General features: G+C 74.0%; 23 protein-coding genes and 1 pseudogene. 11 read left to right on the top strand and 13 right to left on the bottom strand.

Features of this window, described 5'->3' with window-relative positions:
• Positions 1-61: 61 nt before the first annotated feature.
• Positions 62-1,105, top strand: coding sequence for an NAD(P)-dependent alcohol dehydrogenase (locus tag ACFWMZ_RS00755; protein WP_383198968.1), 1,044 nt, complete (start codon positions 62-64; stop codon positions 1,103-1,105).
• Between the two features lie 34 nt (positions 1,106-1,139).
• Here ACFWMZ_RS00755 and ACFWMZ_RS00750 read toward each other — a convergent pair.
• Together ACFWMZ_RS00750 and ACFWMZ_RS00745 are read right to left on the bottom strand one after the other, a co-directional pair.
• Positions 1,140-1,322 (bottom strand): annotated as a pseudogene (locus tag ACFWMZ_RS00750) (DUF664 domain-containing protein); the annotation flags it as partial.
• A 183-nt stretch (positions 1,323-1,505) separates the two neighbouring features.
• Positions 1,506-2,609 (bottom strand): hypothetical protein, encoded by a 1,104-nt coding sequence (locus ACFWMZ_RS00745; RefSeq protein WP_383198966.1) that lies wholly within the window; start codon positions 2,607-2,609, stop codon positions 1,506-1,508.
• A 146-nt stretch (positions 2,610-2,755) separates the two neighbouring features.
• Here ACFWMZ_RS00745 and ACFWMZ_RS00740 point away from each other — a divergent pair, with 146 nt between their 5' ends.
• Positions 2,756-3,946, top strand: coding sequence for a cystathionine gamma-synthase (locus ACFWMZ_RS00740; protein ID WP_383179495.1), 1,191 nt, complete (start codon positions 2,756-2,758; stop codon positions 3,944-3,946).
• A gap of 75 nt (positions 3,947-4,021) precedes the next feature.
• Here ACFWMZ_RS00740 and ACFWMZ_RS00735 read toward each other — a convergent pair whose 3' ends face one another.
• The 3 genes from ACFWMZ_RS00735 to ACFWMZ_RS00725 form a co-directional block, all read right to left on the bottom strand.
• Positions 4,022-4,273, bottom strand: coding sequence for a hypothetical protein (locus tag ACFWMZ_RS00735; RefSeq protein ID WP_383179498.1), 252 nt, complete (start codon positions 4,271-4,273; stop codon positions 4,022-4,024).
• Positions 4,270-4,758 (bottom strand): sigma factor-like helix-turn-helix DNA-binding protein, encoded by a 489-nt coding sequence (locus ACFWMZ_RS00730; RefSeq protein WP_383179501.1) that lies wholly within the window; start codon positions 4,756-4,758, stop codon positions 4,270-4,272. The genes ACFWMZ_RS00735 and ACFWMZ_RS00730 overlap by 4 nt, the downstream gene beginning before the upstream one ends.
• A 78-nt stretch (positions 4,759-4,836) precedes the next feature.
• Complete coding sequence (locus ACFWMZ_RS00725; RefSeq protein ID WP_383179551.1) at positions 4,837-5,361, bottom strand: MarR family winged helix-turn-helix transcriptional regulator; 525 nt, start codon at positions 5,359-5,361, stop codon at positions 4,837-4,839.
• A 177-nt stretch (positions 5,362-5,538) separates the two neighbouring features.
• Here ACFWMZ_RS00725 and ilvA point away from each other — a divergent pair, with 177 nt between their 5' ends.
• From ilvA to ACFWMZ_RS00710, 3 genes are all read left to right on the top strand, one after another.
• On the top strand, positions 5,539-6,768 hold the full coding sequence (ilvA, locus tag ACFWMZ_RS00720; protein ID WP_383198964.1) for a threonine ammonia-lyase: 1,230 nt from the start codon (positions 5,539-5,541) through the stop codon (positions 6,766-6,768).
• Positions 6,769-7,142: 374 nt separating this feature from the next.
• The gene (locus tag ACFWMZ_RS00715; RefSeq protein WP_383198962.1) at positions 7,143-8,192 is read left to right on the top strand and encodes an ATP-binding cassette domain-containing protein; all 1,050 of its coding nucleotides are present in this window, start codon (positions 7,143-7,145) and stop codon (positions 8,190-8,192) included.
• Positions 8,192-9,043 (top strand): ABC transporter permease, encoded by an 852-nt coding sequence (locus ACFWMZ_RS00710; RefSeq protein ID WP_383198960.1) that lies wholly within the window; start codon positions 8,192-8,194, stop codon positions 9,041-9,043. Before ACFWMZ_RS00715 ends, ACFWMZ_RS00710 begins: the two co-directional genes overlap by 1 nt.
• 142 nt (positions 9,044-9,185) lie before the next feature.
• Here the strand turns inward: ACFWMZ_RS00710 and greA are convergent, their stop codons facing one another.
• Together greA and ACFWMZ_RS00700 are read right to left on the bottom strand one after the other, a co-directional pair.
• The gene (gene greA / locus ACFWMZ_RS00705) at positions 9,186-9,683 is read right to left on the bottom strand and encodes a transcription elongation factor GreA (protein WP_383179513.1); all 498 of its coding nucleotides are present in this window, start codon (positions 9,681-9,683) and stop codon (positions 9,186-9,188) included.
• 198 nt (positions 9,684-9,881) lie between these two features.
• Entirely contained in the window at positions 9,882-10,289 is a 408-nt protein-coding gene (locus tag ACFWMZ_RS00700; protein WP_383179516.1) for a DUF4307 domain-containing protein, read from the bottom strand.
• Positions 10,290-10,404: 115 nt separating this feature from the next.
• On the opposite strand from ACFWMZ_RS00700, the gene mca reads away from it, so the two are divergent.
• A complete protein-coding gene (gene mca, locus ACFWMZ_RS00695; RefSeq protein WP_383198958.1) occupies positions 10,405-11,286 on the top strand; it encodes a mycothiol conjugate amidase Mca in 882 nt (293 codons plus the stop codon).
• Entirely contained in the window at positions 11,279-11,515 is a 237-nt protein-coding gene (locus ACFWMZ_RS00690) for a hypothetical protein (protein ID WP_383198956.1), read from the top strand. Before mca ends, ACFWMZ_RS00690 begins: the two co-directional genes overlap by 8 nt.
• Before the next feature lie 100 nt (positions 11,516-11,615).
• On the opposite strand, the gene ACFWMZ_RS00685 is transcribed toward ACFWMZ_RS00690, so the two are convergent.
• Together ACFWMZ_RS00685 and ACFWMZ_RS00680 are read right to left on the bottom strand one after the other, a co-directional pair.
• A complete protein-coding gene (locus ACFWMZ_RS00685) occupies positions 11,616-12,188 on the bottom strand; it encodes a hypothetical protein (protein WP_383198954.1) in 573 nt (190 codons plus the stop codon).
• A 36-nt stretch (positions 12,189-12,224) separates the two neighbouring features.
• Positions 12,225-15,455: an NB-ARC domain-containing protein gene (locus ACFWMZ_RS00680; protein ID WP_383198952.1), complete on the bottom strand. Its 3,231-nt coding sequence runs from the start codon at positions 15,453-15,455 to the stop codon at positions 12,225-12,227.
• Between the two features lie 296 nt (positions 15,456-15,751).
• On the opposite strand from ACFWMZ_RS00680, the gene ACFWMZ_RS00675 reads away from it, so the two are divergent.
• Positions 15,752-15,988, top strand: coding sequence for a DUF5133 domain-containing protein (locus tag ACFWMZ_RS00675; protein ID WP_383198950.1), 237 nt, complete (start codon positions 15,752-15,754; stop codon positions 15,986-15,988).
• 78 nt (positions 15,989-16,066) lie between these two features.
• On the opposite strand, the gene ACFWMZ_RS00670 is transcribed toward ACFWMZ_RS00675, so the two are convergent.
• From ACFWMZ_RS00670 to ACFWMZ_RS00660, 3 genes are all read right to left on the bottom strand, one after another.
• Positions 16,067-16,516: an SRPBCC family protein gene (locus ACFWMZ_RS00670; protein ID WP_383183590.1), complete on the bottom strand. Its 450-nt coding sequence runs from the start codon at positions 16,514-16,516 to the stop codon at positions 16,067-16,069.
• Positions 16,517-16,811: 295 nt separating this feature from the next.
• Positions 16,812-18,068 carry an SLC13 family permease gene (locus ACFWMZ_RS00665; RefSeq protein WP_383183592.1) on the bottom strand — a complete coding sequence of 419 codons (1,257 nt, stop codon included), beginning with the start codon at positions 18,066-18,068 and terminating at the stop codon, positions 16,812-16,814.
• 121 nt (positions 18,069-18,189) lie between these two features.
• Positions 18,190-19,311: a PrpF domain-containing protein gene (locus tag ACFWMZ_RS00660; RefSeq protein WP_383183594.1), complete on the bottom strand. Its 1,122-nt coding sequence runs from the start codon at positions 19,309-19,311 to the stop codon at positions 18,190-18,192.
• Between the two features lie 186 nt (positions 19,312-19,497).
• Here ACFWMZ_RS00660 and ACFWMZ_RS00655 point away from each other — a divergent pair, with 186 nt between their 5' ends.
• Both ACFWMZ_RS00655 and ACFWMZ_RS00650 read left to right on the top strand, forming a co-directional pair.
• Positions 19,498-20,451 (top strand): LysR family transcriptional regulator, encoded by a 954-nt coding sequence (locus tag ACFWMZ_RS00655; RefSeq protein ID WP_383183596.1) that lies wholly within the window; start codon positions 19,498-19,500, stop codon positions 20,449-20,451.
• Positions 20,452-20,656: 205 nt separating this feature from the next.
• Positions 20,657-22,681 carry a thioredoxin domain-containing protein gene (locus ACFWMZ_RS00650; RefSeq protein WP_383198948.1) on the top strand — a complete coding sequence of 675 codons (2,025 nt, stop codon included), beginning with the start codon at positions 20,657-20,659 and terminating at the stop codon, positions 22,679-22,681.
• 24 nt (positions 22,682-22,705) lie between these two features.
• Here ACFWMZ_RS00650 and ACFWMZ_RS00645 read toward each other — a convergent pair whose 3' ends face one another.
• Positions 22,706-23,446, bottom strand: coding sequence for a Mut7-C RNAse domain-containing protein (locus tag ACFWMZ_RS00645; RefSeq protein WP_383183632.1), 741 nt, complete (start codon positions 23,444-23,446; stop codon positions 22,706-22,708).
• A 624-nt stretch (positions 23,447-24,070) separates the two neighbouring features.
• Between ACFWMZ_RS00645 and ACFWMZ_RS00640 the strand changes: the two genes are divergently transcribed.
• Entirely contained in the window at positions 24,071-24,364 is a 294-nt protein-coding gene (locus ACFWMZ_RS00640; RefSeq protein WP_383198946.1) for a hypothetical protein, read from the top strand.
• Positions 24,365-24,534: the final 170 nt, after the last annotated feature.

The raw sequence follows: 24,534 nt of genomic DNA, 5'->3' as shown, positions 1-24,534 counted from the left end.
ACACCGGTCCACGCCGTAGGGTCGGAAGGCCGACCACCGCACGACCAGGAGGCCCACCCCCATGACCCAGACGGTTCCCGCCTACGCGGCCCCCGCGCCCGGCGCGCCCCTGGAGCGCACGACCATCGAGCGGCGCACCCCCGGGCCGCACGACGTGCTCATCGACATCGCCTACTCCGGCATCTGCCACAGCGACATCCACCAGGCCCGCGACGGCTGGGCCGAGGGCATCTTCCCGATGGTCCCCGGCCACGAGATAGCCGGTACGGTCGCCGCCGTGGGCGAGGCCGTGACCCGCTTCTCCGTCGGCGACCGCGTCGGCGTCGGCTGCATGGTCGACTCCTGCCGCACCTGCGAGTTCTGCCTCGCCGGGCAGGAGCAGAACTGCGCGGGCGGCTCCACCGGCACCTACAACGCGATAGGCCGGGACGGTGAGCCGACCTACGGCGGCTACGCCACCCACGTCGTCGTCGACGAGAACTTCGCCGTCCGCATCCCCGACAGCCTGCCGCTGGACGTCGCGGCCCCGCTGCTCTGCGCGGGCATCACCATGTACTCGCCGCTGCGCCACTGGCAGGCCGGGCCCGGCAAGAAGGTCGCCGTCGTCGGCCTCGGCGGGCTCGGGCACATGGGCGTCAAGATCGCCCACGCCCTCGGCGCCGAGGTGACCGTGCTCAGCCAGTCCCTGCGCAAGCGCGAGGACGGTCTCAAGCTCGGCGCCGACCACTACTACGCCACCGCCGACGGCACGGTCTTCGACGAACTGGCCGGCACTTTCGACCTGATCGTCTCCACCGTCTCCGCCCCCCTCGACCTCGGCGGCTACCTCACGCTGCTCCGCCCGAACGGCGCCCTCGTCAACGTCGGCGCCCCCGAGGAGCCGGTCTCGCTCAACCTCTTCTCGCTGATCGGCGGCCGCAAGACGCTGGCCGGCTCCAACATCGGCGGCATCCCCGAGACCCAGGAGATGCTGGACTTCTGCGCCGAGCACGGCCTCGGCGCGGAGATCGAGGTGATCCGCGCCGACCAGATCAACGAGGCGTACGAGCGGGTCGTCGCCAGTGACGTGCGCTACCGCTTCGTCATCGACACCGCCACCCTCTGACCGGTCCGCGCCGACCCGCCCGCGTGCCCGCCCCTCAGACCCCGACGGCCCCGTCGACCCCCTCGCGCAGGAGGTCGGCGTGGCCGTTGTGGCGGGCGTACTCATGGATCAGGTGGAGCAAGATCGCGCGCAGCGACACTTCCGCCTCCCAGCGCGGGGACCACACCGTCTCGTCCAGCGATCCGGCCGCCGCCTCCACGCGCCGGGCGTACGCCACCCTCCGTCAGGTCGGGGTGAGCCGCCTACCACTTCAGCTCGGCCGGCGTTTGAGGCCATCTGTGACCGTCACGGTCGAGACGGGCCGCACAGAACCCCAACCCGGCCGGCGGCCGAGCCCATCAGCGACCGGCCCCGCCGAAACGAGCCGCACACGAACAGCCGGGCGCAAGCTGCGTCCCAGTCACCCCCGGAGGGTGGCCGGGCTCCCCCCGTTGGCCTCGTAGCCCCCGACCGCCAGCGCGCGGTACACCGCGAACTCCGCGGCGGGATCGGCCGACATGGTCCAGGGCAGCGCCCCCACGTGCCCGTCCACGCGGACGAGCTGACGCATCGCCTCACCCCACCGCTCCGAGGTGACCAGGAAGAAGACCAGCAGGTGGCGGACGTGCGGGAGGACCGGGTCGTCCTGGCGGGCCGACTGGGCTGCGAACTGGGCGCCTTCCAGGGCGCGGGTGAAGACCTGGCTCTGGAAGAAGTTGCGGACCAGGTTGATTTCGGGCAGGTGCTCGTACAGGGAGAAGAGGGGGAGCGCCGGGAGGAGCGAGCCGCGGGGTGCGCGGGCGGCGGCGGCCTCGGCGAACTCCATCGACTGCTTCCGCGAGCCGTGCCACTTCTCCGACCAGTACGGCAGCGCCACCAGGTGGGCGCCCATGTGGGCCGGGGCGCGGTCCAGGATCTTCAGCCAGAGCTGGTCGAACTCCTGCGGGGTGTACCCGAGCCCGCGGGCCACGGCCAGCTCGCTGATGTACGGCACCGGGTCGCCCGGGGCGAGCAGCGCGGCCTGCGCCACGGCGGACTTCGCCTCTTCGAGGATGATCCGGAAGTCGTCGCTGCCGGCCGCCGAGGAGCGCCACGCCTGCTGGACCAGGAACTCGGCGTGCACCGCCGCACCGCCCGCGTCCTTCGGATCCCGGGCCCGCCAGTCACGCAGCCAGCGGCCGCCCTCGCCGGGCCGCTGCTGGAGCTCCAGCGAGGCCGCTCCGGCGAACGCCTGCACGCGCTGCCAGCGCAGCTCGCCGTGCTTGTCGGTACCGGCCAGCAACTGGGAGGCGGCCCGCCAGTCCTGGGTGCGCTGGACGACGTCCAGGACGTCGAGGAGGTCCTCGTCGGGGCCGGGCAGGCGGATGTCGAGGGTTTCCTGCGGCCGGAAGCCGTACTGGGCGGGGTCGGCGGCCTCGGGGGTGCCGGGCAGCACCTGCCGTATCCCGCGGCGGCGCCGCAGGATGACCGGTCCGAGGACCGCTCCGATCATGACCACTGCCATCAGGGCCCAGAGAATCTCCATGGCTCCAAGCGAACCAGACGGCGCCGACAGTTGGCGAACCCCCTCCGTAACGGAGTGGTCTCCATCCGCAGGCGGGACGGGACGGGACGCGATGGCGGGGCGGCGCGCGGCCTGACATCCCCGCCGAGGTACTAGGCTCGGGGCGCATGAGCGACAGGCACAGCGACGCGGAGCGCGCACCCCGCAACGACGGGCGCGGCGCGCACGGTTTCGAGACCGTGGCGATCCACGCGGGCAACACCCCCGACCCGACGACCGGGGCCGTCGTCCCCGCCATCTACCAGGTCTCCACGTACAAGCAGGACGGCGTGGGCGGGCTGCGCGGCGGTTACGAGTACAGCCGCAGCGGCAACCCGACCCGTACGGCGCTGGAGGAGAACCTCGCGGCGCTCGAAGGCGGCAGGCGCGGCCTCGCCTTCGCCTCGGGGCTGGCGGCCGAGGACTGCCTGCTGCGGACGCTGCTGTCCCCCGGGGACCACCTCGTCATCCCCGACGACGCCTACGGCGGCACCTTCCGGCTGATCTCCAAGGTCGTCACCCGCTGGGGCGTCGACTACACCGTGGCCGACACCTCCGACCCGGCCGCCGTGCGGGACGCCCTGACCGACCGCACCAAGGCGATCTGGGTGGAGACCCCCTCCAACCCGCTGCTCGGCGTCAGCGACATCGCCGCGCTGGCCGGGGTGGCGCGCGCCGCCGGGGTGCGCCTGGTGGTCGACAACACCTTCGCCTCGCCCTACCTCCAGCAGCCGCTGGCGCTCGGCGCGGACGTCGTCGTGCACTCCACCACCAAGTACATGGGCGGCCACTCCGACGTGGTCGGCGGCGCCCTGGTCGTAGACGACCAGGAGCTGGCCGACGAACTGGTCTACCACCAGAACGCGATGGGCGCGGTGGCCGGGCCGTTCGACTCCTGGCTGGTGCTGCGCGGCATCAAGACCCTGGCGGTGCGCATGGACCGCCACTCGGCCAACGCCGAGCGGATCGTGGAGATGCTCAGCCGCCACCCGAAGGTCACCAAGGTCCTCTACCCGGGTCTCGCCGAGCACCCCGGCCACGAGGTCGCCGCCAAGCAGATGCGGTCCTTCGGCGGCATGGTCTCCTTCCAGGTCGCAGGCGGCGAGGAGGAGGCGGTCGCGGTCTGCGACCGGACCAAGGTCTTCATCCTCGGTGAGTCGCTCGGCGGCGTCGAGTCGCTGATCGAGCACCCGGGCCGGATGACGCACGCCTCGGTGGCCGGCTCCCAGCTGGAGGTCCCCTCCGACCTGGTGCGCCTCTCCGTCGGCATCGAGAACGCCGACGACCTGCTCGCCGACCTCCAGCAGGCGCTGGGCTGAGCAGTACGCGGGCGTACGCCGGTACGCCGGTGAGCGCGGGGCCGGGTCCGAACGGGGGCCCGGCCCCGCGCCGTGTCACCAGCCGGTCAGCGGCGGCGTGACCGGTACCTCCGGCGCGGCCCACGGCCGCGTCAGCACCAGCCACACCGCCAGCCCCGTCGCGGCCGCCGCGAGCGCCGCCCAGAGCAGCCGGACCGCCCCGGCGCGCAGGCGGCGCAGCCGCTCGCCCCGGCGCACCGCCTCGGTCGTCAGGCCCGGCGGCACGGGCGGCGGCGGGGTGTCGAGGAGCCGGCGGACGCGGTCCTTCCGGTGGTCGGCGCCGCTCACCGGGCACGCTCCGGGGTCTCCGGCGCGGCGCCGGGCGGCCGGGTCAGCCGTACGGTGGCCCGCGCGGTCAGCGCCCTGACCCGCTCGACGTGCAGGCCCAGCAGGGCCGCCGCCTGCTCCTCGGGGACGCCCTCGTACAGCCGGAGTACCACCGCGACGCGCTCGTGCTGGGTGAGCGCGCCGAGGGGGCCGGGGGCGGGGGCGCGGCCCGCCGGGACGAGGCGGCGGTGCCAGGCGGCGCGGGCGTAGCGGGCGACGAGGTCCTGGCGGGTGCGGTCGTAGGGGTCGTCGCCGCGCAGGGTGTCCCAGTCGGCGTAGGTGCGGGCCAGGGCGGCGGTGAGCAGGCGGCGGGCGTACGGGGCGTCGCCGGGCGGTTCGGCGGTGAGCAGCGTGGCCAGGTGCAGGAGCCGCCCGCCCGCCCCGGCGGCGAAGGACGCGAACGCGCGGGCGCGGGCGGTACGGGGGATCTCGTGGCGTGGGCTCACCGGGCCTCCTGCCCGCCGCAGCGGGTCCGGCTCCCATCTGAGGGCAGGGGGCGCGCGGGGTCAAGAGGCCGGTACGGATCAGCTCTCGGCGGTTCCGGGCGGCTGGGCGAGGCGGTTCTGGCGGGCCACGATCTCCTCGTTGAACCGGGTCAGCAGGCGGCAGAAGGCCTCCTGGTCGGCGTCGCTCCAGCCACCGGTGAGCTCCTTCAGCAGCTCGCGCCGCCCGGCCCGGACCTCTTCGAGCCGGTTGAGGCCGAGCGCGGAGAGCTGGAGGACGACGGCGCGCCCGTCCTCGGGGTGGCTGGTGCGGCTGACCAGCCCGCTGTCGACCAGTGGCGCGACCTGCCGGGTGACGGTGGAGGAGTCGATGCCCATGCTGGCGGCGAGCGCCTTCACCCCCATCGGGCCCTCCTTGTCGAGGTGGTTGAGGAGGAGGTAGGCGGCGCGGTCCATCGAGTTGCGGACGGCGCCGACCCCGCCGAGGCGGGTCTGCTCGGCGCGCCGCGCGAAGACGGCCACCTGGTGCTGGAGCGTGTCGAAGAGGGCGGACGGTTCCCCGGAGCTTCCGGAAGGACCCGGGTCGCCGGAAGCAGTGGTCGACATGTCCTCGGTCATGGGCATGGCCAGGGCTCACTTCGTGCGGGAGGGACGGTTGGGGGGACAGCGTACGCGGCCCGGGTGCGGACCGTACCGGCGCTGCGGCGGTTGCCCGGCGGCCCGGGACCCCCGTCGGGGGGCGACGGCGTATCCGGGGCGCGGGCGAGCGGCCACACTGGTCCCATGACAGACAGCAAGGCCGTCCGGCCGCCCCGGGTGACACTCGACGACGTGCGCGGGGCGCAGAAGATGCTCGCCGGGGTGGCGAGGATCACGATGATGGAGGGCAGCCGCCACCTCTCCCAGCTGGTGGGGGCGCCGGTCCACCTCAAGTGCGAGAACCTCCAGCGCACCGGCTCCTTCAAACTCCGCGGCGCGTACGTGCGGATCGCCGGCCTCTCCCCGCAGGAGCGGGCCGCGGGCGTGGTCGCCGCCAGCGCGGGCAACCACGCGCAGGGCGTGGCCCTCGCCTCGACCCTGCTCGGCGTCGGCTCCACCGTCTTCATGCCGGTCGGGGCGCCGCTGCCCAAGGTCGCGGCGACCCGCGAGTACGGTGCCGAGGTGCGGCTGCACGGCGAGGTGGTCGACGAGACGCTCGCGGCGGCCCAGGAGTACGCGGAGCGGACCGGCGCCGTCTTCATCCACCCCTTCGACCACCCCGACGTCATCGCGGGCCAGGGCACGCTGGGGCTGGAGATCCTGGAGCAGTGCCCCGAGGTGCGGACGATCGTCCTGGGCATCGGCGGGGGCGGGCTGGCCGCGGGGACAGCGGTCGCCGTCAAGACGCTCAGGCCCGACGTGCGGATCGTCGGGGTGCAGGCGGAGGGCGCCGCGGCCTACCCGCCGTCGCTGGCGGCCGGCCGGCCGGTGGCCGTGGAGCGGCCGTCGACGATGGCCGACGGCATCAAGGTCGGGCGGCCCGGCGAGGTGCCGTTCCAGATCGTCGGGGACCTGGTGGACGAGGTCGTCACGGTCACCGAGGACGCCCTCTCCAGCGGGCTGCTGCTCTGCCTGGAGCGGGCCAAGCAGGTGGTCGAACCGGCGGGGGCCAGCCCGGTGGCGGCGCTGCTGAGCAAGCCCGAGGCGTTCGAGGGGCCGGTGGTGGCGGTGCTCTCCGGCGGCAACGTCGACCCGCTGCTGATGCAGCGCATCCTCACCCACGGCATGGCGGCGGCCGGACGGTACCTGTCGCTGCGGCTGCGGCTGACCGACAGCCCCGGCGCCCTGGCGACCCTGCTGGCGGTGCTCTCCGGCGCCGACGCCAACGTGCTCGACGTCAGCCACGTGCGGACCGATCCGCGGCTGGGGCTCACCGAGGCGGAGGTGGAGGTCCACCTGGAGACGAAGGGGCCCGAGCACTGCGCGAGCGTGGGGGCGGCGCTGCGGGGGGCGGGGTACCTGGTCATGGAGTGAGCGCGGCCGCGGCTGGGCCGCGGGGCGCGGGTCGCGGGTCGCGGGTCGCGGGTCGCGTGAGACGAGAGGGGCGGGCGCCTGAAGGGGCCCGCCCCTCGTGCGTGGGGTGGCCGGCGTGCGGGTGGTCGGCGGTGGGGGAGCGGCGAGTGGAGCACTGGCTTCCCCTTCTCGTCGGAGGCTGTTGCCGGAATGCGTTGTGAGACGCGATACATCGCGTTATGGTGTGTCTCGCGTCACTCTCCGTGATCGGAGTGGGGCGGGATGGGTGCCGCCCCTTCGCCTTGCTCTGCTTCCTCCTCCGCGCGTCGCGAGAATCGCGGACACGCCTGAGCAAACCTGATATTCCGCACAGAGCCTCACGGCAGGAGATCCCTATGCCAGGCGCCATCTACGCCGAAGGTCTGGTCAAGACCTTCGGCGACGTCAGAGCGCTGGACGGCGTCGACATCGACGTCCCCGAGGGCACCGTCCTCGGCATGCTCGGCCCGAACGGCGCGGGCAAGACCACCGCCGTCCGCTGCCTCACCACCCTTCTGCGGCCCGACAGCGGCCGCGCCGTGGTCGCCGGGATCGACGTGGTCGAGAACCCGAACGAGGTGCGCCGCGCCATCGGCCTCTCCGGCCAGTTCGCCGCCATCGACGAGTACCTGACCGGCCGTGAGAACCTCCAGATGGTCGGCCGGCTCTACCAGCTCACCGGCCGCGAGGCGAAGGCCCGCGCCGGGGAACTGCTGGAGCGGTTCGGTCTCGCCGACGCGGGGGACCGCACGGCGAGGACCTACTCCGGCGGTATGCGCCGCCGCCTGGACCTCGCCGCGGCCCTCGTCGTCTCGCCGCCGGTGATGTTCATGGACGAACCCACCACCGGCCTCGACCCGCGCAACCGGCAGGCCCTGTGGGACGTCATCCAGGAGCTGGTCGAGGGCGGCACCACCCTGCTCCTCACCACCCAGTATCTGGAGGAGGCCGACCACCTCGCCGACGACATCTGCGTCGTGGACCACGGCCGGGTCATCGCCCGGGGCACCTCGGACGAGCTCAAGGCCCGCACCGGCGGCGAGCGTGTCGAGCTGGTCGTGCACGAGCGGGAGCGCATCGCCGACGCCGTGGAGGTCCTCACCCGCGTCGGCGAGGGCGCCCCGGCCATCAGCGAGCACACCCGCAAGCTCACCGTCCCGGTCTCCGGCGGGGCCAAGCTCCTCGCCGAGGTCATCCGCGAGCTGGACGTGCGGAACATCGAGATCGACGACATCGGACTGCGCCGCCCCACCCTGGACGACGTCTTCATCTCCCTCACCGGCCACGCCACCCAGGCGGCCGAGGGCGAGGACGGCGAGGACGGCGATAGCGGCGAAGGCGGTCCGGAGGACGGACGGTCGTCCGCGGCCGCGCGCCGCGCCCAGGCCATGAAGGAGGCCGACTGATGAGCACCGTCGCCGAGCACGAGTCCCGGCCGCAGCGCCGAGGGAGAGTCGCCCAGTCGGTGGTGGACTCCCTGGTCATGGCCCAGCGCAACTTGATCAGAATGACCCGCATCCCCGAAGTGGTCCTCTTCGGGCTCATCCAGCCCATCATGTTCGTGGTGCTCTTCACCTACGTCTTCGGCGGGTCCATCCAGGTCGGCGGCTCGCTCTCCCAGGCGGCCTACCGCGAGTTCCTGATGGCGGGCATCTTCGCGCAGACCGTCACCTTCGCCACGGCCGGCGCCAGCGCGGGCATCGCCGAGGACATGCACAAGGGGCTGGTCGACCGGTTCCGTTCGCTGCCCATGGCCAGAGGCGCGGTGCTCACCGGCCGGACCCTGGCCGACTTCGTGCAGACCGCCCTCACCCTGGTCGTGCTGACGGGCGTCGCGCTCCTCATCGGCTGGCGCACCCACGAGAACATCGGCAGCGTCCTCGCCGGCTACGGCCTGCTCCTCCTGCTCGGCTACGCCTTCTCGTGGATCGGGGCGCTCATCGGGCTGCTGGTCCGCACCCCGGAGGCGGCGACCTCGGGCGGCCTGATCTGGCTCTTCCCGCTGACCTTCATCTCCAACGCCTTCGTCGACTCCAACAGGCTGCCGACCGTCTTCCGGCACATCGCGGAGTGGAACCCGTTCAGCACCACGGTGCAGGCCTGCCGCGAGCTCTTCGGCAATCTGCCGCCCGACTTCGTGACCCCGGACGCCTGGCCCATGCGGCACCCGGTCTGGGCCTCGATCATCTGGTCCCTGCTGATCCTCGTGGTCTTCCGCACCCTGGCCGTCCGCAGGTACCGACGGTCCGCCACCTGAGCCGGTCCGTGGTGGCGGCCCCGCGCCGGGCGCGGCGGAGTCCCGGCGCCGCGGACGCGAAAGGGCCCCCGGCTCCGGACAACCGGAGCCGGGGGCACCTGGTGCAGCCTGTGGCGGCCGACCTGCCCGGTGAAGGGACGGGTCAGGACGAGTAGGGCTTGGCGGCGAGGATCTTCACCGAGGCGAGCTTGCCGTTGGGCAGCTCGTACTGGGCGGTCTCGCCGACCTTCTTGCCGTTGACTCCCGTCCCCAGCGGCGACTGCGGCGAGTAGGTCTCGATGTCCGCGCTGGCGTACTCGCGCGAGGCCATCAGGAAGGTAAGTGTGTCGTCCGGGTCGCCGTCGAAGGCGATCGTGACGACCATGCCCGGCTCCACGACGCCGTCGTCGGCGGGCGCCTCGCCCACCTTCGCCTGGGCCAGGAGCTGGGTCAGCTGGCGCACACGGAGCTCCTGCTTGCCCTGCTCCTCCTTGGCCGCGTGGTACCCGCCGTTCTCGCGCAGGTCGCCCTCCTCACGCGCCGCCTCGATCTTCTTCGAGATCTCGGTGCGCGCGGGACCAGACAGGTACTCCAGCTCGGCCTTGAGCTGGTTGTACGCCTCCTGGGTCAGCCAGGTGACGTTGTCGCTGGTCTGGGTCACAGGTGCTCCTCGTAGGTACTGGGATACAAAGCATCGCCCTACTCGGAAGGATGTTCCGTACCGGGTGGGCGAAACCACGAGCCTAACAATTCAGGCGGGAAAGGGGGAGGAGGAATATGACCGGTGCGGCGTCGCCGCAGGTCGCGGCGGGTTCCGTGGCCCGGCAGCGCGGGCGCTGTCGCCGGTTCGGGGGCCCGGTCAGGCGGGAGAGCAGCCGACCAGCTCGACGGCGGTGGCCTTGGCGGTGGTCCGCAGGGAGACCACCTGGTCGACCCGGGCCGCGTCCTGGTCGAAGAGGGCGTCCTTGCGGCCGACCTCGGCGCCGTTCTCCGCCAGGGCCCGCACGGTGCAGTAACCGGCGGCCTCGCGGTCCTTGTGCACCTCAAGGTGGACCTTGGCCTCGCCGGAGGCGGAGACGTCGAACTTGATCATCTCGCCGCTGATCGCGGTGCTGGTCACGTGCGACCAGCCGAACCAGACGATCACGGCGAGGAAGAGCGCGCCCAGCACGGCGCCGATCACCTTCAGCCGGTGGTCGGTCCGCTCGTCGGCGGACCGGGCCCGTCCGTATCGGCCCTCGGGAAGGTCCTCGCGCACCGCGCTCATGATCAATCCTCTCGGGCTGGGGGCCACCGGAATTTTCCACCGTCCGGTTCGGTCACTATAGAAGCCGACCATCGCGCCGATGTACCGAGGGCGCCGTGAATACGAGGATCGAGTCTTGACAGAGCAGCTGCGACTGATGGCCGTGCACGCCCACCCTGACGACGAGTCGAGCAAGGGCGCGGCGACCATGGCGAAGTATGTGTCCGAGGGGGTGGACGTGCTGGTCGTGACCTGCACCGGGGGCGAGCGCGGCTCCGTCCTCAACCCCAAGCTCAAGGGCGACCAGTACATCGAGGAGAACATCCACGAGGTCCGCGCCAAGGAGATGGAGGAGGCCCGGCAGATCCTCGGCGTCCAGCAGGAGTGGCTGGGCTTCGTCGACTCCGGCCTGCCCGAGGGCGACCCCCTGCCGCCGCTGCCCGAGGGCTGCTTCGCGCTGGAGGACGTCGAGGAGGCGGCCGGGCGGCTGGTGAAGTCGATCCGCGCGTTCCGCCCGCAGGTCGTCACGACCTACGACGAGAACGGCGGCTACCCCCATCCCGACCACATCATGACGCACAACATCACGATGGCCGCCTTCGACGGCGCGGGGGACCCGGAGCGCTTCCCGGAGGACGAGTTCGGCAAGGTCTTCCAGCCGATGAAGCTCTACTACAACCAGGGCTTCAACCGCCCCCGCACCACCGCCCTGCACGAGGCGCTCCTGGAGCGCGGCATGGAGTCGCCGTACGGCGAGTGGCTGGAGCGGTGGCACGGGATGGAGCGGGTCGAGCGGGAGCTGACCACCTACGTGCCCTGCGCGGACTTCTTCGAGATCCGCGACAAGGCGCTGATCGCCCACGCCACCCAGATCGACCCCGAGGGCGGCTGGTTCCGCATCCCGATGGAGCTCCAGAAGGAGGTCTGGCCCACCGAGGAGTACGAGCTCGCCAAGTCGCACGTCGCCACCTCCCTCCCCGAGCACGACCTCTTCGCGGGCATCCGCGACAATGGCTGACATGAGCGCTAGCGCAAACCTGGCAATGACGCACCTCGTCCCCCTCGCCAAGGACCTGGACGAGAACAAGGTGACCCCGGGTGTCCTCGGGTTCATCGTGTTCGCCGTGATGGCCCTCGCCGTCTGGGCCCTGATGAAGTCCATGAACCGCCACATGGTCAAGGTCGACTTCACCGAGTCCGAGGCAGCGCCGACCGGCGCCCCCGCCCAGGGCTCAGCGAGCAAGTAGCCACGCCGGGCCCCGGGCCCGGCACCCGCCCCGGCCCGCACACCGCGCGCCGGGGCTCTTCGGGGTTCCCGGGGCGCGCGTACCGGCTCCGGCCGCGTCCCTACGCGGCGCCGGGCGCATTCCTACGCGCTCCCGGGTGCGAAGGCGCCCCCGCCCGCATCCGGCCGACGGCACGAAGGACCTCCTCCCGGTTGCCGGCCCGCTTGACCCAGGCCGGAGGACAGGCCACCAGCGTCACCCCCTGTCCCGTGTCGTACCAGGGCGCCCGTTCCCGCAGCGTGGCCCGGACGCACCGGTGGATCAGGTCGAGGTGCGCGAGGTTGTACGTCCACACCTGCCCGTGCCGGGTCTCGGACCGGAGCCACAGCGGCCGCCTGCCGAAGTAGGGGTCCGTCGCGGGTCCGGCGGCGCCGTTCGGGGACGTGAGGGGCGTGCCGGCGCACACCCGCGACACCCCGCAGCGCCCGCAGACAAGACGCCTCGCGCTGAACAGGCTCCGGCCTCCCGGGCCGGGATCACCGGGCGCCCGCACGACGGGCGCGGCCCCCGCGCAGCCCGGGCAGCGCACGAGGACGAGGTCGAGGAAGCCGTACCGGGTGCTGCGCGGATCGCGGAACCGACCGGAGGACGAGGCCGTGCGGCGAGTATGCGGCCGGGCGGCAGGCCGGGGCACTCCCCTTCCGCCCCGGCACGCCCTGCCCCCGCAGGGCTACACCCCCATCACCTCCCGGGCATGCCGCCCCGGCACCAGCCCCAGCCCCCACGCCGGCCACTCCCCACCCGGGTCGACGCCGCGTTCCAGCAGGAGGCGGTAGGCGGGCAGGCAGGTGGTCAGGCGGGGGTCGCGGGCCGGGGTGGGGGACGAGGTGAGGTCGTCGAGGAGGGCGAGGGCCTGGGCGGTGCCGGTCTCGGTGCCGCCGGGGGTGGCGAAGGGGAGGAGCGTGGCCGTCAGGAAGCGCGCCCACTCCTCGCCCCGCCCGTCCTCGTACGAGGCGAAGAGCGCGGCGGCCTCCTCGGCCAGCGCGAGGGCCTGGCCGGTGCGCCCGTTGCCCGCGTCGGTGACCATCAGCTCCACGCAGGTCCACGCCTCGCCGTGGGCGACGCCGATCCGCCGGAAATCGGCCCGCGCGTCCATCAGCAGCTGCCGGGCGAAGCCGCTGTTGCGGAGCGAACCGGTCTGCGCTGCCCGCAGGTCGCGGGTGACCCGCGCCGAATGGTGCCGGGCGCAGGCCAGCCCGTACACGTCGCGCATCCGGGAGAACATCGTGCGGGCCCGTTCCAGCTCGCGTACCGCCGTCGTCAGGTCGCCGCACTCCTCCAGGGCCTGGCCCAGGTAGTAGCGCGTCCACGCCTCGCCGCGCACGTCCTCGTTGTCGCGGTGGCGGGAGAGGGCGCCGCGCAGCTCCTCGGCGGCCTCCGGGCCCTCGGCCCCCTGGGCCACGTGCAGCCGGGCCCGGCCGAGCTGGGTGAGGGCCCACGCCTGGCCGCGTACGTCGCCGGTCCTGCCGTACAGCTCCAGCGCGGAGCGCAGCTCCTCCTCGGCCCTGTCGGCGGCGCCCTGCCGCAGCCGGACCTGGCCGAGCTGGAAGCGGGTCCACGCCTGGCCGTGCAGCGAGGAGTTGGCCGCGTGCAGGCGGGCCGCCTCGGCGAGCAGCCGCTCGGCCTCGGTGAGCCGGGCCCGGTCGCGCTCGACGGCGGCCAGCGCGTGCAGCGTCCACGCGCGGTCCGCCGCCAGCCCACCCGGCTGCTGGAGCGCCAGCGCCTCCCGCAGTTTCCCGGCCGCCTCCGCGAGCTTCCCCTGGTGGTGCAGGGTGATGCCGAGGGAGCAGAGCGCCAGCGCGGCGCCCGGCTCGTGCCGCGCCTCGTAGTACAGGCCGACCACCGAGGTCAGCGTGGTGCGCGCCTTGTCCAGCTCGCCGAGCTGCCGCTCCGCGATACCGGTCCGCCACTGCACCGAGCGGGCCAGGAGCCCCTGGTCGACGGCGCGCGCCAGGTCGTTCAGCTCGCCGAGGCGGTACAGATCGCCGCGGAGCAGGCAGTAGTCGCAGAGGGCGCCCAGGAGGTTGCGGACGGCGCCCTGGTCCACGCCCTCCGCGTCGCGCAGCGCCGCCGTGATGAAGCTCGACTCGTGGTCCAGCCAGTTGAGTGCGTACTCCAGCGAGCTGAACCCGTGCGGCCCCATCGGCCCGGCCCGGAACGCCGAGTCGGCACGGGTCGAGGACTTGCCGTCGACCAGGCCGATCACCTGCTCGGCCAGCTCCGCGTAGTTGACGATCAGCCGCTCCTGCGCCGCCGTCCGTTCCGCCGCCGACTCCTCGTCGGTCAGCCGGGCCCGGGCGAAGGCGCGGACCAGGGTGTGCAGCCGGTAGCGGCTGCCGCGCACCCGGTCGATCAGCCCCGCCCCCGCCAGCTCCGCGAGATGGCGCTCCGCCTCCTGCTCGTCGGTGTCCAGCAGCGCCGCCGCCGCGGCCGCGCCCAGCGAGGCCCGGCCCGCCAGCGCGAGCCGCCGCAGCAGCCGCCGTCCCTGCTCCTCCTGGTCGGTGTAGCGCAGCCACAGCGCCCGCTCCACCGGGCTCACCGGGCCGTACGCCCCCAGCGCCGCCGCCAGTTCGCGGGGCGTGCGGGCCCTCAGCGCCGAGCCCGCCACCCGCAGCGCCAGCGGCAGCCCGCCGCACAGCTCCACGATCCGGTCGGAGGCCTGCGCGTCGTACGGGTCGGCCGCCTCGCCCGCCGCCTCCCGCAGCACCTCCTCGGCACCGGCCGCGTCCAGTTCGCCCACCGCGAGCTGCCGCACCCGCGCCGCCGACTCCGCGGGCAGCTCCATCGGCTCCCGGGCCGTCACCAGGACCAGGCTGTCCGAGTGCTCCGGCACCAGCGCGGCCACCTGCTCCGGGTCCCAGGCGTCGTCCAGCACCACGACCACGGGGATGTCCGTCAGGTGCCGCTGGTACAGCTCGGCCAGCCGCCGCGTCTGCTGCTCCGGCGAGCTCCGCTCCCGCTGGAGCAACTGCTCACGCGGCGCCCCCAGCCGGTTGAGCAGGTGCAGCAGCGCCTCCCGCGTCGACAGCGGCACCGTCCTGCTCTGCCCGCCGCCGCGCAGGTCCACCACGCACGCGCCCCGGAACTGGTCCTTCAGCTCCCGGGCCGCCCGCACCGCCAGCGTGGTGCGGCCCGCGCCCGGTTCACCGTGCAGCACCAGCACCACCGGCCGGGTCTCCGTCGCCGCCCGCGCCGCACGCACCTCCTGGGTGATCCGCGCCATCAGCTCCCGGCGGCCCGCGAACGGCCCGTCGCCCGACGGCAGCCGCTCGAACGACCGCTCCAGCACCGAACGCCGCCTGGCCAGCGCGCTCTTGTCGGTCCGCCGCAGCACCGGGCCGGTGTGCCGCCGGGCCGGAACCGCCCGCCGGGCGGCCGGGACCGCCGGGGTCCGCTGCCGCTCCAGGAACGGCCGCACCCCGCGCACCTCCAGCGCCGTGAGCCACGCCAGCCGCAACTGCTCGGGCCCGCCCGGCTGCCCCAGCGCGCCCGCCTGCCGGTGCGCGGCAGGCCAGTGCACCGCGCCCACTTTCGCCACCGTCGCCGCCGCCCCGGCCACGCCCACCACGGCCCCCGCGCCGAGTGCCGTGCCCGCGCCGGTGCCGAACGCCAGGTCCGCCGCGCAGGCCGCGGCCGCCGCGACCCCGGCCACCAGCAGAGGCGTACCCGCGCCCTCGCGCGCGTACCGCTGGCCGAAACTCTGCCGCTCGGCCTCGGCGGCGGCGACGGCCGCCTCGTACGCCGCGTATTCCTCGTCGGTCGTGCGGAGCAGCCCGTCCAGCTCGCCGCGGGCCCGGGAGAGCAGCACCTGTCCGTCGGTGCGGCCGCCGGAGCGCCGCACCTCCTCCTCGACCGCCCGTGCCAGCAGTTCCTCGGCCTGGGTCCGATGGCTGGTCCGCATCGACGTCCCCCTTCCCGTCACCCGGCCGCGTCCGGCCGGTCCCTGCGGAGCCCCACCGCGCCCATCCCGCCTCCGCGGCCCCAGTGTGGAGCCTGGCGCGCCCCAGCGCGAGAGGGTCGTACGCCGGAGCGGAGGCCCCGTCACCCCACGCGCCCGGCACGAAACTCCGGGTGTGGGCGGCCTGGGCGGGGGAAGACGGCGGCGGACAGCACGTGCGCCCGGCCACGGTACGAGGGAGGGGCGCGGCACGGCAGCCAGGCCGCGACCGACCGGCCATGACGACGAAAGGATGCCCCATGTTGATGGCGCACCCCGCGGTTCTGCGGGACCTGATCGGCCAGTACGAGACCCTGCGGGCGCTCAACGCCCAGGACGGTGGCGAGGAGGCACAGCGCAGGCTCGCCGACGTGTCGTACACCCTCTGCGTGGCCACCGGCACCCAGGACGTCGACGCCGCCGTGATCGCCGCCCGCCACCAGCTGCCCGGCGCCCGCGTCGAGGACGACTCGGTGCTCACCGCACCCGCGGGCTGAGCGGCCCGGCGCACGGGAACGGGCCGGTGCCCCCGAGGGGGCCCGGCCCGTTCCCGTGCGCCGGGCCGTGCGGCGGCGTCAGACCTGGCCGCGCCAGCCGCCGGTCTCGGTGCCGCGCTTCTCGATGAAGTCCTTGAACCGCTCCAGGTCGCCCACGGCCTGCCGCCGCACGACGCCGAGCTTGTCGCCGGCCTGCTCGGTGACGCCGTGCGGCTCGTGCTCCAGTTGCAGCATGATCTTGGTGCGGTCGTCGGAGATCCGGTGGAAGGTGACCACCCCGGCCTGCCGCACGTCGCCGCCGACGGTCGTCCAGGCGACCCGCTCGTCCGGTATCTGCTCGGTGATCTCGGCGTCGAACTCCCGGCGCACGCCGTCGACCTCGGCCACCCAGTGGGTGAGCGTCGGCGTCCGCTGCTCGATCCGGTCCACCCCGGACATGAAGCGCGGATACTCCTCGAACTGCGTCCACTGGTTGTAGACCGCGGACAGCGGCGCCTGCACCTCGACGGACTGCTCGATCTGGCTCATGTGCGTCCCTTTCTCGCGCGGTGGTGATGAGCGGACCTGGAACGTGTTGCCCCCTGGCGGGCCGTCATGCGCGGGGGAGCGGAATCGGTCGGTCCGGGCTGGCGGGGCCCACACCCCGGCGCCGCCCGTTCCACCCCTCGCCCTCCCGAGCGCGGCGGTCGCCTCGCGCAACGCGTCAAGGTTCGCCGTCAGCCACCGCCCCACCGTCCGCAGCCGCCTGCCCGCCCTCGCGAGAGAGCGGGCAGGCCGCGTCGGGCCGTTCGGCGGCCGGGGGAGCCCGCTCCCCGCGCCTTCGTCAGGACCAGGGCAGGACCAACGCCCCCCACGCCACGACCGGTCCGACCGCGACGATGCCCCCGGTGTAGCCGATGACCTGGCGGTAGAAGCGGCGGGTGTCCACGCCGCGGGCGTTGCTGAGGACGAGGGCGCCGTTGGTGGAGAACGGGGAGGTGTCGACGATCGTGGTGGAGACCGCGAGGGCGGCGACCAGCCCGGCGGCGCTGAGATGGCTGGAGACCAGCAGCGGCACCGCGAGGGGGATGATCGCGGTGAGGATCGCCGTGGAGGAGGCGAACGCCGAGGTGATGGCCACGGTGAAGCACAGGACGAGGGCGACGACGAGCGGGGCGCCGAGGTTCGCGGCGTGGTCGGAGATGTCCTCGATGATCCCGGCCTTCTCCAGCATCGCGATGTAGGTCATCATGCCCGCCACCAGCAGCAGGGTGGACCAGCTGATGCCGTCCACGGCCTTCTCCTGGCGCTTCATGTCCACCAGCGCCAGCAGCGCACCGGCCATCAGGGCCAGGAAGCCGATCTCCAGCCGGAAGCCGAGCGCGCCGACCACCAGCGCCAGCAGGCAGGCGAGGGTGAGCCACTGCCGCCAGTCGAGCCGGCCGGACCCGGCGGCGGCCTCCTCCCCGGTCTCGTCCGCCTCGGCCTCCCCGGTCCACGGCGCGGGGCGCTTGGAGAGGAACGCGTAGGTGAGGACCGAGAGCAGCAGGTTGATCGTGAAGCTGGCGGTGAACAGGGTGGCCGCCGAGACCTCCAGCCCGGTGTCGTCGAGCAGCCCCAGCACGAGCGCCCCGGAGACGGCGAGCGGGGAGAACGCCCCCGCGTGGGCGCCGCTGATCACCAGCATCCCCGCCACCAGCGGGTTGATCCGGTACCGGTGGGCGAAGTTCATCGCGATCGGTACGAGGAGCGCGACGGCGGCCGGGGTGAAGGTGCCGAAGGCCGTGAGCGTCGCGGCGACCAGGAACAGCACCCAGGGGATGAGCGCCACCTTGCCGCGCACCAGCCGCACCCCGGCCGCGACGAGCCAGTCGATGGTGCCGTTGCGGCGGGCGACGGAGAAGAGGTAGGTGACGCCGACGATCGTCACGAAGAGCTCCACCGGGAAGCCCTCGAAGATCTCGTCCTCGGTGAGACCGAGTGAGACGGTGCCGACGGCGAAGGTGGCGACGAAGGCGAGGATGCCCAGATTGATCGGCAGGATGGTGCCGACCAGGAACATCACCAGCAGCGCGCCTATCGAGATCACTTCAGCAGACATCATTGTCCTTGGTGCGGTGGGGACAGGGGATGGGCGCCGCCGGGGGCGCGGGCCGTCCGAGGAGGTGTGAGGCTCTCGGGGACGGACGTCGAGCTGAGGGCCGGGGAGGGGAGGCCGGAGGTCAGGCCGCCGCCGGCCGGACCGTTTCGGGTACGTAGATACGGGCGTCCGCGAGCAGCCGGGCCGCGCGCTGCACGGTGACCAGGCCCGGCAGGCCGTCCCGCAGCTGTGAGCAGCGGACCGCGACGACCCCCGCGGGAGTGCCCAGCCGCAGCCACTCGCCGGTGGAGCCGCCGGTGACGCGATGGACCACCGAGCCCTCGACCAGTGCCGCGGCGGCGAGGGCGACCGCCGAGGTCAGCCCGATCGCGGGGTGCGGGGCGTTCATGCTGAGCATGCGGACCGAGACGTCGTACTCCTCGGCGGCGACGGATTCGCCGAGGCTCGTCGTGTAGGCGACCGGGGGGCCGACCAGACCGGCCTTCGGTACCGCGTCGCCGGGGTCCCGCCCCGGTCCGGTCAGGCCCATCAGCGGTGCGGCAGCGTGGCGGACGGCGCGCAGCCAGGGCACCTCCGCCCGCATCCCCTCCAGCGTCTCGGCCCCGGTGCGCGCGGCGGAGGCGGCCTCGACGAGGACCACCGGGGCCCCCGCGTCGACCATGCTCACCAGCACCGGGTCCGCGTCACCGGCCCGCAGCTCCTGCGCGGGCGAACCGGTGGGGAGCGCCGATCCGGTGGTGCGGCCGACCGGGTCGCGGAAGGTGAGCCCGACCGCGACGCCGCCGGCCCGGGTGCCCGGCACGGTCTGCTCGCCGAAGTCGTGGACGAGGCCGCCCTCGGTGTCCACCAGCCCTTCGAGCACCGCGCCGGTGTTGGCGTTCCGCATCACCACGCGCGTCCGGTCGCCGGTGATGGGGACCAGGCCCTTGGCGACCGCGTACAGGGCGACCGCCGTCGCGCAGTTTCCGCAGTTGCTCGTCCACTCCACGGTGCCGGTACCGATGCCGATCTGCGCGAAGAGGTAGTCGATGTCCGTGCCGGGTTCGGGCGAGCGGCCGACGACCGCGGCCTTGGAGGTGGTGGGGGTGGCCCCTCCGACGCCGTCGAGCTCCACCGGGTCGGTGGCGCCGTAGGCGGCGACCAGCAGGCGTTCGAGCCCCTCACGGTCGGCGGGGACATGGACCTGGTGGAAGAGCCAGCACTTGCTGGTGCCACCACGGACCAGAGTCGCGGGAGTGTGCATGTCTGAGGTTCTTTCTCGGTCGACGCCGGTGCGGAACCGGTGACGGAGAGGGGAGGCGGTCAGGGGTTACGGGCGCGTTGCCGGTGGATGAACCGCCCCGGCGAATGCGACGACCCTCGCAGAGGCGCGACTTGGCCACAATGGCAGTCTTCTTCAGGTGGGTTCAGCTCAGCTAAAGTCACCGGCATGCTGAACGCGCGCCGCCTGCTGCTCCTCACCGAGGCCGCCGAACGCGGATCCCTCACCGCCGCCGCCGAGGCGATGGGCATGACCACTTCGGCGGCCTCCCAGCAGATGTCGCTGCTGGAACGCGAGGCGGGGCAGCCTCTCGTCGAGCGGCTGCCGCGCGGTATCCGGCCCACCCCGGCCGGGCTCGCGCTGGCCGAGCGCGGCAAGGCGATCCGCCGCGAACTACGCGCCGCTCAGGCCGACCTGGAGTACTTCGCCGACCTCGACCAGGGCACGCTGCGGCTCGGCTCGTTCCCCACCGCGAGCGCCTCCCTGCTCCCGCTGGCGCTCACCCGCTTCCGCCGCCGCCACCCCGGGGTCCGCATCGAGGTGCGCGCGGGGGTGCTGGCCGAACTGCGCGAGCTGCTCCACACCGGCGAGGTGGAGCAGGCGCTGCTCTGGGACTACGACTGGAACCGGATCGACGACCCGGCGCTCGTCCTCACCCACCTGCTCGACGACCCCTCGGTCCTGGTGGTCCCGGCGGACTCCGCGCTGCGCGCGCACGCCGCCGTGCGGCTGGCCGACCTCGCCGACCAGGAATGGATCATCCGCGCCGACAACCATCCGGTCGCCGACGTCCTGCGCCGCAGCTGCCGCCAGGCCGGGTTCGACCCCCGTATCGCCTACGCCTCGCACGACTACCAGGAGGCGCAGGCCATGGTGGCCGCCGGTCTCGGCGTCGCGCTCGCCCCGCGGCTCGCCCTCACCAGCCGCCGCAGCGACGTCCGCCTGCTTCCCTTCGCCACCGACCTGCCCACCCCCACCCGCCGCGTCCTGCTGGCCCGCGCCAGGTCCCGCCCCGCCACGCCGCCCGCCCAGGCGATGGCCTCCGTCCTGCGCACCGTCGCCCAGCGCTTCGCGGCCCCGGGCCTGAACAGGGCGCAGCTGGGGGCGGTACGGCGAGGATAGGGGCCGAGCCCCCTTCCGACCCGCACGCGGCGGGCAGGGGCGGGCAGCGCCCGGCCCGGACGAGACGCGGACGCCGGCGTCCCGCCACGTCCAGCCGGCCGGAGCGGGGCGGCCGCGACCCGGGGGCCCGCGGTCGGCATTTTTCTTCGCGGTCACGGCGTCGCGAGGTTGAGCTGGAGGGTCCCGGTCGTGCGAGGGTGGCCGTATGAACCGCCTTGCCGACACGCAGTCCCCGTACCTGCTGCAGCACGCCGACAACCCGGTCGACTGGTGGCCGTGGTCGCCCGAGGCATTCGAGGAGGCCCGGCGGCGCGACGTGCCCGTCCTGCTCAGCGTCGGCTACGCGGCCTGCCACTGGTGCCACGTCATGGCGCACGAGAGCTTCGAGGACGAGGCGACCGCCGCGGTCATGAACGAGCACTTCGTCAACGTCAAGGTCGACCGCGAGGAGCGGCCCGACGTCGACGCCGTCTACATGGAGGCGGTGCAGGCGGCGACCGGGCGGGGCGGGTGGCCGATGACGGTGTTCCTGACGCCGGAGGCCGAACCCTTCTACTTCGGTACGTACTTCCCGCCCGAGCCCCGCCACGGCATGCCAGGCTTCCGGGAGATCCTCGAAGGGGTACGCGTCGCCTGGGCCGACCGGCGCGGCGAGGTCGGCGAGGTGGCCGGGAAGATCACCGCGGATCTGCGCGAGCGGCGGCTGACGCTCGGCGAGACCCGGCTGCCCGGCGCCGAGGAGACGGCGCAGGCGCTGCTCGGGCTCACCCGGGAGTACGACCCGGTGCACGGCGGATTCGGCGGCGCGCCCAAGTTCCCGCCGTCCATGGTGCTGGAGTTCCTCCTGCGCCACCACGCCCGCACCGGCGCCGAAGGGGCGCTCCAGATGGCCACCGACACCGCCGAGCGGATGGCGCGCGGCGGGATCTACGACCAGCTCGGCGGCGGCTTCGCCCGCTACTCCGTCGACCGCGAGTGGATCGTCCCGCACTTCGAGAAGATGCTCTACGACAACGCCCTGCTCTGCCGCGTCCACACCCACCTGTGGCGGGTCACCGGCTCCGCCCTGGCCCGCCGGGTCGCCCTGGAGACGGCCGAGTTCCTGGTGCGCGACCTCGCCACCCCGCAGGGCGGTTTCGCCTCGGCGATCGACGCCGACAGCGCGGACGCCGACGGGCGGATGGTGGAGGGCGCTTACTACGTGTGGACGCCCGCGCAGCTCACCGAGGTGCTCGGCGAGGAGGACGGGCGGATCGCCGCCGCCCACTTCGGCGTCACCGAGGAGGGGACTTTCGAGGAGGGCGCCTCCGTGCTGCGGCTGCCGCAGGAGAGCGGGGCCGTCCAGGACGCCGGGCGGCTCGCCGCGATCCGCGAACGGCTGTACGAGGCGCGGCTGCGCAGGCCCGAGCCGGGGCGGGACGACAAGGTGGTGGCGGCCTGGAACGGGCTGGCGATCGCCGCGCTCGCCGAGACCGGCGCCTGCTTCGAGCGGCCGGACCTGGTCGACGCCGCCGTGACCGCGGCCGACCTGCTGGTCCGCGTCCACCTGGACGACCACGCCCGGCTCGCCCGCACCTCCCGCGACGGCCGCGCCTCCGCCCACGCGGGCGTGCTGGAGGACTACGCCGATGTCGCCGAGGGGTTCCTCGCGCTGGCCTCCGTCACCGGGGAGGGCGTCTGGCTGGACTTCGCCGGGCTGCTCCTGAACGGCATCGTCGACCGCTTCACCGACGAGAGCGGCGCCCTCTACGACACGGCATCCGACGCCGAGGCCCTCATCCGGCGCCCGCAGGACCCCACCGACAACGCCACCCCGTCCGGCTGGACCGCCGCCGCCGGGGCGCTGCTGACCTACGCGGCGCAGACCGGCTCCGAGCCGCACCGCACCGCCGCCGAACGGGCGCTCGGCGTGGTGGCCGCGCTCGGCCCGAAGGTGCCGCGGTTCATCGGCCACGGCCTGGCCGTCACCGAGGCGCTGCTCGACGGTCCCCGCGAGGTGGCCGTGGTCGGCGACCCGGACGACCCGCGGACGGCGGGGCTGCACCGTACGGCGCTGCTGTCGGCGGCGCCCGGAGCGGTGACCGCGGTCGGCCCGGCCGACGGCGAACTGCCGCTGCTGGCCGGGCGCGTACCGGTCGACGGAGTGCCCACCGCGTACGTCTGCCGGGGCTTCGTCTGCGACGTGCCGACGACCGACCCGGCCCTGCTCGCCGCCCAGCTCGGCGACTGACCGGCGCGGTGGCCGGCCGGGGCCTCAGGCCCTGGCCGGCTCCTTGCCGAACTCGCGCACCGCCTGCCGGACGATGGTCTCCAGCCGGTCGTGGTGGGCGCCGCGCCAGTAGACCCGCCCGCAGGTGTCGCAGCGGGCGAAGACGTCATACGTGGCCTTCGTGCCGCCTTCGAGGTCGCGGGCGACCTCGTCCTTGTCGGCGTCGCGCAGCCGGCCGTTGCAGGCGGTGCACCGCGTCCAGGGCGTCAGCGCCGGGGCGAACCGGCCGAGGACGTCCCGTAGTTGCTCGTCGGGCTTGTCGCTGTAGACGTACGCTCCGGCCCAGAGTTCGCGGCGGCGCAGCAGGCCGCGGTCCCGGCTGAGCAGGACGCGCTGCTCGGCGGCGGAGCGGGCGGCCAGGGCCGGGTCGCCGAGGTCGTGGCTCTCGTAGGCGGTGTCGATGCCGAGCAGCCGCATCCGGCGGGCCAGGGTGCCCAGGTGCACGTCGAGGAGGAAGCGCAGCGGCGCCCCCTCGACCACCTGCGGACGTGCCACGGCCCCCACCGCGACGTGCTCCCCGGCGGCGGGGATGTGCCCGCGCGCCACCTCGCGGCCGTCGACCGTCAGCGTGCCCACCTCGGTGAGGGGGACGCCGAGCGACTCCACCACGTGGCCGAGTGTGGAGGCCCCGTCGGTGATCACGGTGCTGGGACCCGCCCGGCGCTCGTGGGAGACGAACAGGCCCAGCTCGGGCGCGAAGGTGAGGAGGATCTCCGGTCCGTTCATCCGGCCAGGATGGCACGCGCGCCCAGGGATGGGGGGTCGCTTTCCGGTCCCGTGCCCCGGCCTGTGACCCGACCGGCCGTGCGCGGGCGGCGGGGGAGCCGCGCGATGGAGCGGCGACGCGCAAGGCGGGCGGGGGCGGTCGGGGCCGAAGTGAGGTGAGGGGCGGGTGTGCCGGGTGGGGTGTGAGGGGGTCGGCAGGGCGGACCGGGTGCGGAGAAGTAAGCGGAATGACGCTCTAGTGGGCGGTATCGCTGTGAACAGTGGAGTTACTGGGTTGATACGCCGAAACGGTAGGCGATCCGAGGGGTCGGGGCTGGAGAAGCGCCGCCGTTTGTCGGAGCCGTGTGTCACTCTCGGATGAAGTAATGCTCACGTTGAGTTACTCCGGTCGCTCGCGCGGGCCGGTCGTCCGTACGTCACCGCCGGGAGCGGTCGGCGCCGCAGGTGGCCGGGCGGGCGTGCGCGGTCCGGGGGAGAGAGGAGACGCTGATGTACGCGGATGCGCAGAGGGAGCCGGGCGGGCGAGGACGTTCGGCCGGAGCGGGGCGAAGCCTGGGTGGAGCCCGGCGGACGGCGGGCGGCCGGCGTCACAGGCGGGCCGAGGGGTTCGCGCTGCTGGCGGCGGTGTCCTGCCTGGTGGGGTACGCGCTGCTGGGCGTGGCCGGGGTGCTCGGGGTCGTGCTGCTGGCGGTGGTGGGGCTCGCCGTCGCGGTGGCCTCGGCGTCGAGACCGGCCGTCACCGGGGGCCGGCGGCCGGGCCGCGCCACCCCGGCCGAGCGGGGAGAGGCCCGGCGGGCGGTGCGGGCGCTGGTCCGGGCCGAGCAGGCGGCGGGGCGGACGGGGCGCCAGGTCGCGCGGGGCCGCCCGGCCCGGTTGTCGCCGCCGGACCACGGGGTGGTGCCGGGCGACTCGGGGTGAGTGGGCCGGGGCCCGGCAGGGGGTGCCCATGAGCGAGGGGCGGGGGGGGGGGGGGCCCCCCCCCCCCCCGCGCCCCCCCCCGCCCCCCCCCCCCCCGCCCCCCCCCGCGCCCCCCCCCCGCGGGGGTATGAAAAAAAAAGCGAGGCGCCCGCAGGAGCAAGGGTGAGAGG

Source organism: Streptomyces sp. NPDC058373, assembly GCF_042723275.1.
Lineage (GTDB): Bacteria > Actinomycetota > Actinomycetes > Streptomycetales > Streptomycetaceae > Streptomyces.
Note: the sequence above shows the minus strand (reverse complement) of the source record. Positions and strands in the feature narration are given on the sequence as shown.